The 14,578-nt window shown below is 60.3% G+C and carries 14 protein-coding genes; all 14 read left to right on the forward strand.

All coding sequences use genetic code 11. The annotated features are described in order from the left end of the window. Positions 1–39: 39 nt before the first annotated feature. Positions 40–1,176, forward strand: a complete 1,137-nt coding sequence (locus PTZ19_RS10450; protein ID WP_276354239.1) for a methyl-accepting chemotaxis protein — start codon at positions 40–42, stop codon at positions 1,174–1,176. A 124-nt stretch (positions 1,177–1,300) separates the two neighbouring features. Further along, positions 1,301–2,377, forward strand: coding sequence for a TolB family protein (locus tag PTZ19_RS10455; protein ID WP_276354240.1), 1,077 nt, complete (start codon positions 1,301–1,303; stop codon positions 2,375–2,377). Positions 2,378–2,399: 22 nt separating this feature from the next. Beyond that, a complete protein-coding gene (locus tag PTZ19_RS10460) occupies positions 2,400–3,257 on the forward strand; it encodes a phosphate ABC transporter substrate-binding protein (RefSeq protein ID WP_276354241.1) in 858 nt (285 codons plus the stop codon). 192 nt (positions 3,258–3,449) lie between these two features. Then, entirely contained in the window at positions 3,450–4,331 is an 882-nt protein-coding gene (gene pstC / locus PTZ19_RS10465) for a phosphate ABC transporter permease subunit PstC (protein ID WP_276354321.1), read from the forward strand. Then, on the forward strand, positions 4,328–5,182 hold the full coding sequence (gene pstA / locus PTZ19_RS10470; protein WP_276354243.1) for a phosphate ABC transporter permease PstA: 855 nt from the start codon (positions 4,328–4,330) through the stop codon (positions 5,180–5,182). The genes pstC (PTZ19_RS10465) and pstA (PTZ19_RS10470) overlap by 4 nt, the downstream gene beginning before the upstream one ends. 103 nt (positions 5,183–5,285) lie before the next feature. Further along, a complete protein-coding gene (gene pstB / locus PTZ19_RS10475) occupies positions 5,286–6,041 on the forward strand; it encodes a phosphate ABC transporter ATP-binding protein PstB (protein WP_276354244.1) in 756 nt (251 codons plus the stop codon). A gap of 33 nt (positions 6,042–6,074) precedes the next feature. Then, entirely contained in the window at positions 6,075–6,734 is a 660-nt protein-coding gene (phoU, locus tag PTZ19_RS10480; protein WP_276354245.1) for a phosphate signaling complex protein PhoU, read from the forward strand. 150 nt (positions 6,735–6,884) lie between these two features. Next, complete coding sequence (locus PTZ19_RS10485; RefSeq protein WP_422614992.1) at positions 6,885–7,847, forward strand: phosphate ABC transporter substrate-binding protein; 963 nt, start codon at positions 6,885–6,887, stop codon at positions 7,845–7,847. Between the two features lie 85 nt (positions 7,848–7,932). Next, entirely contained in the window at positions 7,933–8,859 is a 927-nt protein-coding gene (pstC, locus tag PTZ19_RS10490) for a phosphate ABC transporter permease subunit PstC (RefSeq protein ID WP_276354248.1), read from the forward strand. Continuing rightward, a complete protein-coding gene (gene pstA, locus PTZ19_RS10495; protein ID WP_276354251.1) occupies positions 8,856–9,743 on the forward strand; it encodes a phosphate ABC transporter permease PstA in 888 nt (295 codons plus the stop codon). The genes pstC (PTZ19_RS10490) and pstA (PTZ19_RS10495) overlap by 4 nt, the downstream gene beginning before the upstream one ends. Before the next feature lie 15 nt (positions 9,744–9,758). Next, a complete protein-coding gene (pstB, locus tag PTZ19_RS10500) occupies positions 9,759–10,517 on the forward strand; it encodes a phosphate ABC transporter ATP-binding protein PstB (protein ID WP_276354253.1) in 759 nt (252 codons plus the stop codon). Between the two features lie 35 nt (positions 10,518–10,552). Next, complete coding sequence (gene phoU, locus PTZ19_RS10505) at positions 10,553–11,209, forward strand: phosphate signaling complex protein PhoU (protein ID WP_276354255.1); 657 nt, start codon at positions 10,553–10,555, stop codon at positions 11,207–11,209. Between the two features lie 176 nt (positions 11,210–11,385). Beyond that, entirely contained in the window at positions 11,386–13,131 is a 1,746-nt protein-coding gene (locus PTZ19_RS10510; protein WP_276354257.1) for a GGDEF domain-containing protein, read from the forward strand. A gap of 140 nt (positions 13,132–13,271) precedes the next feature. Beyond that, the gene (locus PTZ19_RS10515; RefSeq protein ID WP_276354324.1) at positions 13,272–14,531 is read left to right on the forward strand and encodes an EAL domain-containing protein; all 1,260 of its coding nucleotides are present in this window, start codon (positions 13,272–13,274) and stop codon (positions 14,529–14,531) included. Positions 14,532–14,578 lie beyond the last annotated feature (47 nt).

Below are 14,578 nucleotides of genomic sequence, written 5' to 3' on the forward strand. Positions count from 1 at the left end.
TATTTTCTTACTATCCTAATCGCCCGAATGAGGTAGAGAATGATGACGATCGCCCTCCAACCCGCTCCGAAGCTTCCAGCCGCCGAGAATACGCCAAACACCTCGGTCCGCGACTGGATGAGGAATTGTCCCGTCGTTTCGCCCTCCATGCTATGCATGGAGTTGGTCGATTTATTCCGCCGCAAACCCGAGCTGGAATGCGTCGTCGCGTGCGACGAAAGTCGCCGGCCGCTCGGCCTGATGATGAAACACCGGTTTTTCCGTTCCCTTGGTTCTACCTTCGGCATGTCCCTGTTCGCGGACAAAGAGATTTCCGTCTTGATGGAACAGGGCGCTTACGTCGCGGACGCGGACGTCGACCCGCGGGAGCTGATCGACGGGGCTTTGTCCCGCAAAGAGGACACGTTCTACGACGCCGTGGTGCTGACGCAAAAAGGCGCGTTCGCCGGCATCCTCACGGTCCGCGACCTGCTGCACCTGTCCCGATACCTTCAGAAGGAGGCGGTCAATCGGCAAATCCGCACGGTCCGCCGGGCGGACGAGATGCTCCGTTCCGTGACGTCGGCCATGGGCAAAATGGCGGAGGCGGCGAGCGAGGCAAGGGACTGCAACGACACGATCTCGGAAACGGCGCGGCTCGGCGAGCGGGAATTGGAAATCTTGCTGGAGCTGTTCCGCCGGTGGGCGGCCAATGCCGACCAACAAGAGAAAGCGATGGCCCAATTGACGGAGCGGACCGAGGCCGCCCGTCAAATCGTGAAACTCATCGCGGAGCTGGCCGACCAGTGCAACCTCCTGGCGGTTAACGCGGCGATCGAAGCGGCCCGCGCCGGGGAAGCCGGCCGAGGTTTCGGCGTCGTGGCCCGGGAAATCCGCGAACTGGCGGACGGGACGAAAAAATCGGCCGGCCATATCCAGCGGGTGCTGCAGAGCATGACGGCCGCGGTCTCGGAGACGGTGGTCCTCGTGAAGGAAGGCATCGACGGAGCCGACCGCGGAGTCGCTCAAGTCCGCCGGGCCGAAGAGACGTTCGCCGAGCTCTGGGAATCGTCCGCGCGGAACGGGCAAACGGTCCGCCGCCTGATGGACGCTTCGCTCGAGGCCAGGCGCATTTCGGACGGGGCCCACGAGGAATTCGGCCGATTGATCGGGCAAATAAGCGGCGGTTTCACGTAAATCCGCAAACATGGAAAATTTTACATTGCCGAAATCTTTCGGTTAACTTTCCGCGAATCTATCTGCTCTATGATGTTCTAGTAGATACCAAGCAACCAATCACGAAAAAAGGGTGAGAAGGTTCATGTCGTGGAAAAAGTCGATGGCAGCAGCCGCGCTCGCGGCAACGCTGGGAGTAACGGCCGTTACCGGCGCGTTCGCGGCGGAAACGGTAAAGACGGGCAGCGCTTCCCTGCTGCCGAACGTCGATCATGTGCAGTGGCTGGACGCGGATCGTTTGATCGCTTCCCAGCTGACGGAGCAAGGGCGGACGGATTATATCCTGGATCTGGCTGCCGGAAAGTACGAGTTGCTGCTGGACGCCGCGGGCGCTTCCGATCTCGCGTTGTCGCCGAACGGAAGCAAGGCGGCCTATACGGACGAATCCGGGGCCGTATACGTGCTTGATCTGGCAACGAAAACTTCCAAGCGGATCAGCCAGGACACCAACATCAAACCCGAGCTGACGTGGTCGAGCGACGGCGCATCGCTTTACTTCCTTCAAGGAGACAAAGGCACCGTCATCAATCGGCTGGAGGTGGACTCCGGCGCCATCGTCAAGGTGTTGGACGACAAAAAGGACTATAAAGCCAACCTGGCCGTTTCGATGGGCGGAAAACGGTTCACGTACACGCTGACGGTGCCGCCGGTCGTGACGGCTCCTTCGGATAAACCCGTGGAGGAAGACGCGGTCGCCATCGACGACTCCAAGGCGTCCCAAAACATTTACCAGTACGTGAACGACCCGGAAGTCAAGGACGGCAACCCGGCCGCGCTCACGAACACGGGTGACGACAAGGTATTCGTCGGAGCGGAACCGTTCGGCGCCGAGAGCTATTTCATCAGCACTCCCGCGGGCGAAGGCGCGAGTTCGAAGCTCGTATCCGTATCGATCGACGGGAAAGTCAAGACCCTGTTCGCGAATCGGGACGTCTACATGGCCAAATACGCGGGCGGAATGCTGTATGCGCTGACTTCCGGGCCTTCCGGCCGGAATCAGATTTACGCGATCAGTCCGGTAAGCGGGGAAAGCCAATTGCTGACCACGGTGAACGGGACGACGTCTACGTTCGAAGTGAACAAGAACGGCACGATCGCGATCGAAACGGACGGCAAGTTCTACGTCGACCTGAACGGCAGTTGGGTTCAAATCACTCAATAATCGGAGAGGGGATCATCGCATCATGAAAAAATGGATCAAATCGCTCGGCATCGTTACGATGGCGGTTGCGTTCGCGGCCGCAGGCGTATCCGAAGCGGGCGCCGCCAGCTCGCTCAGCGGGAAAATCGTCGTCAACGGATCGTCGGCGCTGCTGCCGCTGACGCTTCAAGCCGCCAGCGAGTTCAAGAAACTGAACCCGAAAGTGAAAATTTCCGCTTCCGCGGCCGGCTCGGTCACGGGGCCCCAATCGGTCCGCAAGGGCATCGCCGACATCGGAGCCTGCGACTGGGACGCTTCCACGGACGTTCCGGGCTTCAAGAAGTTCGAAGGGCAAGTCGCGAACCCCGTGGCGGTCATTCCGTTCGCCGCCGTCGTGAACAAGAACGTGAAGGTCGAAAGCCTGACGAACAAGCAACTGGCGGATATTTTCTCCGGCAAAATCACGAACTGGAAAGACGTAGGAGGAAGCGACGCCGACATCGTGGTCGTCAATCGGGCGTTCGGCTCCGGCACCCGGGTCAATTTCCAAATGAAGGCGCTGAACGGCACGGAATTCATGAGCAAAGGCGACAATTATAAAGAAGTGAAATCGAGCGGCGACATGAAGACCGCGGTCGATACGACGCCGAACGCGATCGGTTACCTGGATCTCGTATACGTCACGGGCAGCATCAAAGCGTTGAAAATCAACGACGTCGCGCCGACGGAAGAGAACGTGATCAACGGAAAGTACAAAGTTTGGGGCTACGGTTACTACATGACGAAAGGCGAGCCGACGGGCGCGACCAAAGCGTTCATCGAATACGTGCAAAGCGCCAAATTTCAAAACGGCTCCCTGAAGAAGCTCAAATTCATTCCGTTGTCCGCGATGAAGAAGTGAACCGCGGATCGGCATGAACCATAACGGGCAAGCAAGGAAGCGGCCAGCTTCGGCGATACGTCCGAAGCTGGTTTCTTCGTGGGAGAATTCCGGGAAGGAGAATCGCGGGTGAGCGAGTCGACCTCTGCCTCTAATCGAACCCTGGCCGTGTCCGGCCAGCCGGGAAACGGCATCCGGATCGGAAACGGCCGGATGCTGGACCGTAAAAACCGGCTCCGGATCTACAACCGGTCGTTCCGGATCGTCTGCGTGGCCAGCGCGGTATTCGTATGCCTGATCCTGTTGTCCATTTTGTTTTTCATGTTCCGTACGGGGATCCTCACGTTTCGTTCCGTACCGGCGAGCACGTTCTTCTTCTCTACGAACTGGGATCCGGAAAACGAATCGTACGGGGCCTTCCTCTTTATATTCGGAACGGTTGCGCTTACGGCGCTAACGCTGGCGATCTCGGTGCCCATTTCGCTTTTCGTCGCCGTCTTCCTGTCGGAAGCCGCCCCGCGCTGGCTCAGCAACGCGCTGCGGCCGGTGCTCGATTTGCTGGTCGGCATCCCCTCCGTCGTCTACGGTTTCCTCGGCCTCACGATACTCATCCCGCTGCTGCGCGACATCACCGGCAGGCAGCTGACCGACGGTCTATTGGCCGCCGCGATCGTGCTCAGCATCATGGTGCTGCCGACGATCAGCCGGATCAGCGACGATGCGATCAGCGCCGTGCCGGCGAAATTCAAGGACGCTTCCTACGCGCTGGGCGCCACCCGGTTCCAGACGGTGTTCCGGGTCATGCTGCCTTCGGCCCGCAGCGGAATTCTGTACGGCATCATTCTCGGCATGGCGAGGGCGATCGGGGAGACGATGGCCGTCGTCATGGTGGTCGGAAACACGCCGCAGCTGGCGGATTCCTTGTTCAAGCCGACCTCCGTCCTGACCAGCAACATCGTCATGCAAATCCCGAACGTTCCGTTCGATTCCACTTGGAACTACGCGCTGTACTTGATGGGCTTCCTGCTGCTCGTCATTTCCCTGCTCATGATCGTCGTCATCCGGGTGCTTCAGAAGAAGGGGGTCAAAGCGTGAACCGCCTCAAAAACCGCATCTTCACGATCACGGTCTGGACGGTCGCCCTGTGCGTGATTTTGTTCGTATTCGCTCTTCTGCTGCTGATCCTGGAACGCGGTTTTCCGTCCCTGACGTGGGATTTCCTGTTCGGATTGCCGAGCGAGATCGAGGAAGGCGGCGGGATCGGACCGGCGCTGTTCAACTCGTTTTACATGCTGTTCCTTTCCATGGTGATCGCCGTCCCCCTGGGCATCGCCGCCGGCATCTATTTGGCCGAATTCGCCCCGGACAACGCCTGGATCGCGATGGTCCGGATTTGCGTCGAGGGGCTCGCCTCCGTTCCTTCGATTATTTTCGGCTTGTTCGGAATCGCGCTATTCGTCGAAATGTTCCAGCTCGGCCTCACGATCCTCGGCGGAGCGGCCAGCCTGGCCTTCCTGAATCTTCCGGTCATCACGCGCGTGACGGAGGAAGCGATCCGTGCCGTTCCCCGGGAATGGAGACACGCGTCGTTCGCGCTGGGCGCCACGCATTTGCAGACGATCCGGCGCGTGCTCTTGCCGGCTTCCATGAGCGCGATCATTACCGGCCTCAGCCTCGCGTCCGGCCGGGCTTTCGGGGAGAGCGCCGTGATCATCCTGACCGCGGGCGTGACGACCTCCGGCGTCATGTGGGATTTCAATCTGCTGTCCCCCGGGGAAACGCTGGCCGTTCACCTTTGGTACGTCCAGTCGGAAGCGATCGTGCCGGACGCGCAGCAAATCTCGCAAAAATCGGCGGCCGTGCTCCTGTTCATCGTGCTCGCGTTCAACGTCGTGTTCCGGATTCCGGCTTGGGTTCGGGACTTCCGGATCCGCAAGGCGGCTTGATTTTACATTCCGTTAACAATTCCCGCATGTCCGCTTTACACTGCGGAAGTATAATTTCGCGGATAGGAATCGTTTCAAATCATGCAGAAGCGGAGGTGCCAATATGCAAGCGTTGATCGAAATCGAGCGCTTGAACTTGTTCTACGGGTCGTTCCATGCGCTCAAGAACATCTCGATGGACATTCCCGAAAAAGCGATCACGGCCTTCATCGGTCCTTCGGGCTGCGGCAAATCGACGCTGCTTCGTTCGCTGAACCGAATGAACGACATGATCCCCGGCACGTCCACCCACGGCAGCATCAAAATCGCGGGAGCCGACATTTACGGTAAGGACATCGACGTCGAGGCGCTCCGGAAAAACGTCGGCATGGTCTTCCAGCAGCCGAACCCGTTTCCGAAGTCGATATACGACAACGTGGCATACGGGCCCAGGCTCCATGGCATCACTTCACGCCATAAACTGGACGAGATCGTGGAATCGAGCCTGCGCGGCGCGGCGCTCTGGAATGAAGTGAAAGATCACCTCAAACGGTCCGCGCTCAGCTTATCCGGCGGCCAGCAGCAACGCTTGTGCATCGCCAGGGCGCTGGCCGTGGAGCCCGACGTTCTGCTCATGGACGAAGCGACGTCCGCGCTCGACCCGATTTCCACCTTGAAAATCGAAGAGCTGGCGCAGGAGCTGAAAGCCAAGTACACGATCGTGATGGTCACCCACAACATGCACCAAGCCGCGCGCGTCTCCAACCAGACCGTGTTCTTCCTGAACGGCGAGGTCGTGGAATACGCCGAAACGGAAAAGCTGTTCTCCAATCCCCAGGACCAGCGCACGGAAGATTACATCAGCGGACGGTTCGGCTGATCCAACAAGAATGAAGCGGGAGGGAGACGCACGATGATTAAACGAAGGGAGCTCGACCAAGGGCTCGGAGACATGCAGCGGCTGCTCGTCGAAATGGGACGCCGCGTGGAGAGGGCGCTCACCGAGTCCATGGACGCGCTGAAATCGCTCGACGTCCTGGAAGCCAGAAGGATCATCGCTTCGGATTCGGAATTGAACGCGATGGAAATGCAGATTACCGAAATCGGCGCCAAGCTGATGGCGACGCAGCAACCGGTCGCCAAAGACTTGCGCAACATCTTGGCGGGACTCAAGATCAGCAGCGATCTGGAGCGGATGGGCGACTTGGCCGTCGATATCGCCAAGGTCGTGCTCCGGTTGGAAGGCCAGCAGCTGATCAAGCCGCTGATCGATCTTCCGAAACTCGCGGAAATGGTATGCTCCATGATCTCGGGCTCCGTCCGTTCCTATCTGGAGCAAAACGTGGATCTCGCCTATAAGCTGGACAAAGACGACCATGAGGTCGATGCGCTATACAGCCAGATCCTGAGCGAGCTGTTCGCGATGATGGCGAAGGATCCGGCGGTCATTTCCCAATCGATGCTGCTTTGCTTCGTCGGCCGCTATATCGAACGCATCGGGGATCACGCCACGAACATCGGGGAAAGCACGGTGTATCTCGTGACGGGCAAACGGCCGGATTTGAATACGTAGCCGGGATTCATATTTTACATTGCCTTTACACTGCGCACACATGAAGCTGAAAAAGAGACGCTAGAATCATAGATGTGCAGAGGACGCGGATGAAAATCCGGACCTTAATAACGACACAGCACAGACATGAGGAAGGGGATTATCGACATGATGAGAAAGTCTATCGTACTGATCCTGACGTTGGTCGTCGCGTTTACGCTCGCGGCGTGCGGCAAGAACAACACCGAAAGCGGCGGCGCCGGAGCAAGCAGCGACAGCCCAAGCCCTGGCTCTTCGGCCGAAAGCTCGGCTCCCGCAAGCGGAGAAGCGCTCAGCGGAACGATTCTCGCAGCCGGTTCGACCGCTCTCCAGCCTCTGGTGGAAGCCGTCGCCGCGAAGTTCATGGACGACGAGAAATATAAAGATATCAGCGTGCAAGTGCAAGGCGGCGGCAGCGGCGGCGGCCTGACGCAAGTGCAAGCCGGTCAAGTCGATATCGGCAACTCCGATATTTTCGCGGAAGAGAAGTTCAAAGACGCGGATGCCGACAAAGCGAAGGAACTGGTCGACCACCAAGTCGCGGTCGTCGCGATGGCGACCGTCGTCAACCCGCAGACCGGCGTAGACAACTTGACGAAGCAGCAACTGAACGATATTTTCTCCGGCAAAGTCACGAACTGGAAAGACGTCGGCGGCGCTGACCAGAAAATCGTCATCGTCCATCGCACGGCAAGCTCCGGTACCCGCAAAACGTTCGAGAATTTCGCGCTGGGCGGTCCTTCCCAAGACCTTCCGGGCTCCATCCAGGACGATTCCTCCGGCAACGTCAAGAAAATGGTTGCCGAAACGCCGGGAGCCATCGGCTATCTCGCTCTGTCCTACCTGGACGACACGGTGAAAGCCGTGAAGTACGAAGGCGTAGAAGCGAACGTTGACAACGTGGCGAGCGGCAAGTATCCGGTCTGGGCTTACGAGCATATGTACACGAAGGGCGAACCGAGCCCGGTCGTGAAAGCCTTCCTGGATTACATGCTTTCCCCTGAAGCCGAAAAAGACGTCATCGACGGCGGCTACATCCCGACGAGCCAAATGAAGGTGGTCCGGGACGTAAACGGCAACGTGACCAACAAGTAATCATGAATCGCACCTGAGAATTTATCACAATCGGCAAGAGGCTGACGAATGTCGGCCTCTGCTTTGCCGTTAAAGGAGAGTCCGTATGAACGCACCTGTCCGGTCAGTAGAGGCGGCTGGCGACCGGGTGGCTCGTTTCCCGCAGCATAAACGAGAAGAATGGATCGGCAGGTTGTACGCCTACGCCTGCGTCGCCCTGCTTGTCGTTACGATTTTCTCCATCGTATGGTTCATCGCGTCCAAAGGCTTGACTCCGTTCGTCAGCGGAGCGATCCGGTTTTCGGACCTGCTGTTCGGACGCGTGTGGAAACCCGAGGGCGAACCGGCCTTATTCGGCGCGCTGCCGTTCCTCGCGGGTTCGGCTTACGTCTCGTTCCTTGCGGCCGCGATCGCGTCGCCGTTCGGATTTTGCGCCGCCGTCTTCATGACGCAGATCGCCCCGAAGCTGGGACGCACCGTTCTCCAACCGGCCATCGAGCTGCTCGCCGGCATCCCTTCCGTCGTATACGGCTTCGTCGGATTGTCCGTCATCGTGCCGTTCCTGCGGGAAGTTTTCGAAGGCCAAGGTTACGGCATTTTGGCCGGATCGCTCGTCTTGTCCATCATGATTTTGCCGACGATCACTTCGATCGCCACGGACGCGCTCCATACGCTTCCGGCCGGGCTGAAGGAGGGGTCCTTCGCGTTGGGGGCGACCCGCTGGCAGACGATTTACCGCTTGATTCTGCCCACGACGCTGCCTTCGCTGCTGACCGGGATCGTGCTCGGCATTTCCCGCGCGTTCGGGGAGGCGCTCGCCGTGCAGATGGTCATCGGCAACGCGCCTTTCGTTCCGACATCCTTGCTGCAGTCCGCCGCGACGCTGACGAGCATCATTACGCTGGAAATGGGCAACACGATCGGAGGCTCGCTGCACAATAACACCTTGTGGAGCCTCGCGCTCATCCTGCTGATGATGACCTTCCTGTTCGTCTTTGCCGTTCGGTTTCTGGAAAGGAGGGCCAAGCGATGAAAGCGAGAGCCGCGGATCGAGTCGCCACGGGCGTCATCATCGGCATGGCGAGCCTGATCATGCTGGTACTGGTCGGCTTGATCGCCTACCTGCTATTCCGGGGACTCAGCCATATCAGCTGGCACTTCCTGACCTCGCCTCCGCAATCGATCAAGGCGGGCGGCGGAATCGGGCCCCAGCTGTTCAATTCGTTGTATTTGCTCATTCTCACCATGCTGATCACGATCCCGCTGGGCATCGGAGCGGGCATCTATATGAGCCAGTACGCCAAAGCCAACCAGTTGACCGCGTTTATCCGTCTCGTGGTCGAGGTGCTGTCCTCTTTTCCTTCGATCGTCATCGGTTTGTTCGGTTTGCTCGTGTTCGTCAACCTCTTCCATATGAAATATTCGCTTGCCGCCGGCGCGCTGGCGCTCACCGTCTTTAACCTGCCGCTCATGGTACGGGTGACGGAACAGGCGCTGAACGGCGTTCCGCGGGAGCAGAAGGAAGCGGGTTTGGCGCTTGGACTTTCGCGTTGGAAAACGATCTCGTCCATCATGCTGCCGATGGCTTTCCCGGCGATTTTGACCGGCACGATCCTGGCCGCCGGGCGCGTATTCGGCGAAGCGGCGGCGCTGCTCTTCACGGCCGGCATGACGACGCCGAGGCTGGATTTCGGCAACTGGAATCCGCTGGATTCCCATTCCCCCCTGAATCCGTTCCGTCCGGCGGAGACGCTGGCGGTGCATATTTGGAAAATCAACAGCGAAGGACGGGCGCCCGACGCTCCGGAGATCGCGGCCGGCGCTTCGGCCGTGCTGATCATCGTCGTGCTGCTGTTCAACTTCGGGGCCCGCTGGCTGGGCCGCGCGATCTACCGCAAATTTACGGCGACGAAGTAGAAACGGGAGGTTACCATGAGCGACACCGCGTTTTACACGAAAGATTTGTCGGTTTTCTACGGCGAGAAGCAGGCGATTAAAAAAGTCAGCATCACCTTCCCCGAGCGACAGGTCGTCGCGTTCATCGGCCCTTCCGGCTGCGGAAAATCGACGTTCCTGCGGTCGCTCAACCGGATGAACGACGTCATCCCCGGGGCGAGAGTCGAAGGGGAGATCCGGATCGGCGGCCGCGATATCAACGATCCGTCCACCGACGTCGTCCGGCTTCGCCAGAAGATCGGCATGGTCTGGCAGAAACCGAACCCGTTCCATAAGTCCATTTACGAGAACATCGCGTTCGGCCCCCGTTACCACGGCGTCAAGGACAAGCGCAATCTGGACGAAATCGTCGAGAGCAGCCTGCGCAAAACCGCGCTCTGGGACGAGGTGAAGGACCGGCTGCACGGCTCGGCCCTCGCCTTGTCCGGCGGCCAGCAGCAGCGGCTCTGCATCGCCAGGTCGATCGCGGTCCAACCTTCCATCCTGCTCATGGACGAGCCGGCTTCGGCGCTCGACCCCGTGTCCACGGCGAAAATCGAAGAGCTGATCGCGGAGCTGAAACGGGACTACTCGATCGTGATCGTCACGCATAACATGTACCAAGCGGCCCGCGTCTCCGACAAAACCGCTTTTTTCCTGATGGGCGATTTGATCGAGTACGACGAGACGCAGAAAATGTTCACGAATCCGTCGAACCGGGCGACGGACGATTATATTTCGGGCCGGTTCGGCTGAGCGGATGGCCGGCGGAAGAGGGAGAGATGGCGTAGATGGTGGTGCGGAAAGAGCTGGATGACGGCCTGAAGCAAATTCAGGATTGGCTGGGCGAAATGGGGGGGCGGGTGGAGCGCGCGCTCCGCGAATCCATGACCGCCTTGACGAACCTGGATATGAACCTCGCGCGGAAAGTGTTGGCGGACGACCTGCGCCTGAATCAAATCGAGGAACAAATCGACGAAGCCGCCGCCAGGCTGATCGCCACGCAGCAGCCGGTCGCGAAGGATCTCCGCCGCATTTTGGCCGGGATCACGATCGCTTCCGATCTGGAGCGGATGGGCGATTTGTCCGTGGACGTCGCCAAAGCGGCGATCCGGCTGGAGGGGCAGCAGCTGGTCAAACCGCTGATCGACCTGCCCCGCATGGCGGACATCGTTCGGGGCATGATCGCGGAGTCGATCCGGGCCTATAACGAAGAGAACGTGGATTTGGCCCTCAAGATGGCCAAGGACGACGACGAGGTTGACGCCTTGTGCGGGACGGTGTTCCGGGATTTGGCCGCCATCATGGCCGGCGACTCCGGAACGATCGGCCAAGCGATGCTGCTGTCCTTCACGGCGCGGTACATCGAGCGGATCGCCGACCACGCCACCAATATCGGGGAAAGCGTCGTTTATCTGGCGACGGGCAAACGGCCGGAGTTGAACTGACGGGGAAGCAGCCGCAGCGGAGGTTCCGCTTGCGGCTTTTCCGTTTTTTTCGGGTCTTTTAACATCGCGTTAACATCCTTTCGACACGGCTCGTACATGGGAGTGCTAGATTGAAAGAAATAGGAAATTCGGCCTAGAAGTTTCACGTTTGCCGTGACAGTCGGAGGCGATTTCGGATGGATCGGATGCAACCCGGGACACATGGCGGAGGGATAGACGTTCGTTACGCGCCTATCGTCTCCTTGTTGGACGGATCGTTGTTCGGCTATACGGCCATGCCATACGATGCGCGGACGAATATGCCGCTTACGCCGGCCGGGTTTTTCACCCGGTCCGAGGAAGAAGGCGCGCTCTACGACAACGACCGCCTGTTCCGGGAGCTCGCCATCCGGAACGCCGCGGGAGAGGCGGGGGCGGTCAAACTGTTCATCCCCGTGTCGGCCAGGATCGTATTCGACCCGAGGCTGCACCCGGGCGGCACGCTGAACCGGTTGGAAGCGGCGGGACTCCGCCCGGAGCAGGTCGTGCTTTCGTTCACGGACGAAATGTTCGAGCCCGCCGGTACGCTTCATGCGGCGGTCCGCCATTACCGCACCCAAGGCTTCCGCATCGAGCTCGGCGGCATGGCCGTGGATCGGGCTTCGATGGAGCGGATGGCCTCGCTGAAGCCCGACTACGTGCGGATCGGCAAAGAATGGCTGCCCCGGGGCCCCAAGGACGCGGTCGGGGAAAGCCTGCTCGCGGCGGTCTCCGCGCTGGCGAGGAAGGAGAAATTCGTCCTGATCGCCGGCGGGGTGGAGCGGGAAGAGCAGATCCGGGTTCTGATCGCCGGCGGCATCGGATACGGGGAAGGTTCGTGGATCGGAACGGGCACGGAGCGGCCGCCTGCCGTCGAAGAGAGAGTCGCGAGCCGCATCCGCCAAGAGATGCGGCGCCGGTTCCGCGGATCGGCGGGCTCCCTCGCCGAGCTGGCGGAGCCCGCGATCACGTTCCCCGGGCATACGCCGGTCATGGAGATCGCCCGCAGCTTCGAGATCCATCGGGAAGTCAGCGGCTTCGTGATCGTGGAAGACGGCAAGCCGGTCGGCATGCTGATGAAGGACAAGCTGCACCGGATGCTGTCGCGGCAATTCGGGCTCCCGCTGTACGGCAGCAGGCCCGTGTCGAAAATCATGGACGCCCAGCCGCTGATCGCCGACATCTCCACCCCCGTGGATCAATTGTCCCAGACCGCCATGGCCCGCGAGCCGGACAAGCTGTATGACGCGATCATCGTCACGAGGGGCGGGGAAGTGGCCGGCATCGTCTCGATCTCGGCTTTGCTGGACTGGGTGACGAACATCCGGATGTCGGACGCGCAATGGGCCAATCCGCTTACGGGGCTGCCCGGGAACGAGCCGATCCGCCGGGAGCTGCACCGCCGGTTGGACGAAGGGCGTCCGTTTTCCGTGTTTTACGCCGATCTCGATTATTTCAAATGGTATAACGACCAATACGGATTCCACCGCGGGGACGACGTCATCCGCTTCACCTCCGAAGTGCTGCAGTCGGTCGTCCGCAAGTACAACCCGGACGACAGCTTCGTCGGCCATATCGGCGGGGACGATTTCATCGCGGTGATCGACTACGGGAACCCCGTGCGGATGGGGGAGGAAATATTGGCGGAATTCGACCGGGGCATCGTGTCGTTTCTCGAGCCTTCCCAAGGACCGGTTCGGGACCGGAACGGCGACCCGGTGGAACAGGCGCGCCTCTCGCTTTCGCTCGCGCTGCTGTCTTGCCAGGATCCGAGCGGATGGACGCCGGAAAGGCTGTCCGAGTATTCCGCCCGGCTGAAGAAATCGGCCAAGGGCAAGCGCGGCAGCGCGCTGGAATGGGAGACGCTGGGCGGGTTTTCCGCCGCGGCCGCGAATCGGGGTTAACCGTTAACATTCCGTTAATCCGGCGCTAACGCCGGACACACACAGGCGTTGTAGAGTAAGGGAAAGGATTTTGTCATTTTCGTGCGTTTCGTGTCGGCGGCGAACTGCGGATGGAGGAAGGAATGGCTCCCGTGAACTTGATGACTCAGGATTCGGACGATGCGGAGGCGGCAGGCGGCTGGCTGTTCGACCGGCTCCCGGAAAGGGGAATCTCCCGGTCCGGCCGGTTCGGCTTGGTCGGATTGGATTTGAACGGCATGGGGTTAGGAAACGCCGGGATCGCGGCGATCGAGGCGATCGAGGAGACCGTCGGCTGGGAAGCGTGGCTGTCCCGCCTGCCCGGCCGCGGGAAGCTGGAGGTGTTCCATCGGATCGGGACCCATCTGTGGATTTTCGCCGGCATCCCCGCCAAATCCAAACAATCGCCCCAAGATTATATGGAAGGATTGGCCAGGCGGATCCAACAATGCCTGCAGGCGGAAGCCGCGCGCGTCCATCCGATCCGTACGGCGGCGCTTCCCGCGAGGGATCGGGGATTCGGGACCGCTGTCGTCGCGGAACAAGGGGACAAGCCGCTCCGGGAACGGTTATACGAAGCGTTCCTGCAGGCGGTATCCCGTCTCCAGGGCGTGAACCGTTCGGAAAAGGCCGCGGCGCAAGGGCAAGAACTGGAACGGATCTTGCGGGACGGAGACATCCGCAGCGCGTACCAGCCGATCTTCCACCTGCGCAGCGGGCAATTGTACGGGTATGAGGCGCTCACGCGCTGCCCGAAGAACGGCGTCTTCGACGGACCGCTGACCTTGTTCCACTGCGCGGAGCTGGAAGGCTACTCGTTCGCCCTGGACCGGTTGGCCCGGGAAACGGCGATTCGCACGTGCCCGAAGCTCGGCGAGAAGCAGAAGATTTTCATCAACATCCACTCGGGGATCATGAAGGACCCGCACTTCGTCTCCGGTCAGACGCGGCAATGGCTGGCCGCGCGTGGGCTGGAGCCGCAGCAGGTCGTGCTCGAAATCACGGAGCGAAGCTCGATCGACGATTTCGAGGAAGCGAAGCAGCTGCTCAACCACTACCGCAGCCAAGGGTATCAGATCGCGATCGACGACGCCGGAGCCGGGTATTCGTCGCTGCAGGCGATCGTCGAGCTGCGGCCGGATTACATCAAGCTGGACCGCTCCCTGGTGCAGAAGGCGGACCGGGACGAGATGAAGCTGCAGATGCTCCGGACTTTCGTGCGTTTCGCCAAGCGCATGCGGATCCTGACGGTGGCCGAAGGCATCGAGACGCCGGAGGAGCTGGGGCTCGTGCGCCGGATGGGCATCGACTTCGGGCAGGGTTACTTGATCGGGCGCCCGAGCGAGCAGCCGCTGCAAATCGTCTCCCTGAGCCGAATTTGATGCCGCGCCGGTCCGCTTATGGTATGATATTGCCATAATAAGCGGCC

The organism is Cohnella caldifontis, assembly GCF_029360585.1.
Classification (GTDB): Bacteria; Bacillota; Bacilli; order Paenibacillales; family Paenibacillaceae; genus Cohnella; species Cohnella caldifontis.

Excerpts from the sequence above, each read along its gene's own strand:
- PTZ19_RS10450 (WP_276354239.1), top strand. The coding sequence starts at position 40 with ATGATGACGATCGCCCTCCAACCCGCTCCGAAGCTTCCAGCCGCCGAG.
- PTZ19_RS10455 (WP_276354240.1), top strand. The coding sequence starts at position 1,301 with ATGTCGTGGAAAAAGTCGATGGCAGCAGCCGCGCTCGCGGCAACGCTG.
- PTZ19_RS10460 (WP_276354241.1), top strand. The coding sequence starts at position 2,400 with ATGAAAAAATGGATCAAATCGCTCGGCATCGTTACGATGGCGGTTGCG.
- pstC (WP_276354321.1), top strand. The coding sequence starts at position 3,450 with ATGCTGGACCGTAAAAACCGGCTCCGGATCTACAACCGGTCGTTCCGG.
- pstB (WP_276354244.1), top strand. The coding sequence starts at position 5,286 with ATGCAAGCGTTGATCGAAATCGAGCGCTTGAACTTGTTCTACGGGTCG.
- phoU (WP_276354245.1), top strand. The coding sequence starts at position 6,075 with ATGATTAAACGAAGGGAGCTCGACCAAGGGCTCGGAGACATGCAGCGG.
- PTZ19_RS10485 (WP_422614992.1), top strand. The coding sequence starts at position 6,885 with ATGAGAAAGTCTATCGTACTGATCCTGACGTTGGTCGTCGCGTTTACG.
- pstC (WP_276354248.1), top strand. The coding sequence starts at position 7,933 with ATGAACGCACCTGTCCGGTCAGTAGAGGCGGCTGGCGACCGGGTGGCT.
- pstA (WP_276354251.1), top strand. The coding sequence starts at position 8,856 with ATGAAAGCGAGAGCCGCGGATCGAGTCGCCACGGGCGTCATCATCGGC.
- pstB (WP_276354253.1), top strand. The coding sequence starts at position 9,759 with ATGAGCGACACCGCGTTTTACACGAAAGATTTGTCGGTTTTCTACGGC.
- phoU (WP_276354255.1), top strand. The coding sequence starts at position 10,553 with ATGGTGGTGCGGAAAGAGCTGGATGACGGCCTGAAGCAAATTCAGGAT.
- PTZ19_RS10510 (WP_276354257.1), top strand. The coding sequence starts at position 11,386 with ATGGATCGGATGCAACCCGGGACACATGGCGGAGGGATAGACGTTCGT.
- PTZ19_RS10515 (WP_276354324.1), top strand. The coding sequence starts at position 13,272 with ATGACTCAGGATTCGGACGATGCGGAGGCGGCAGGCGGCTGGCTGTTC.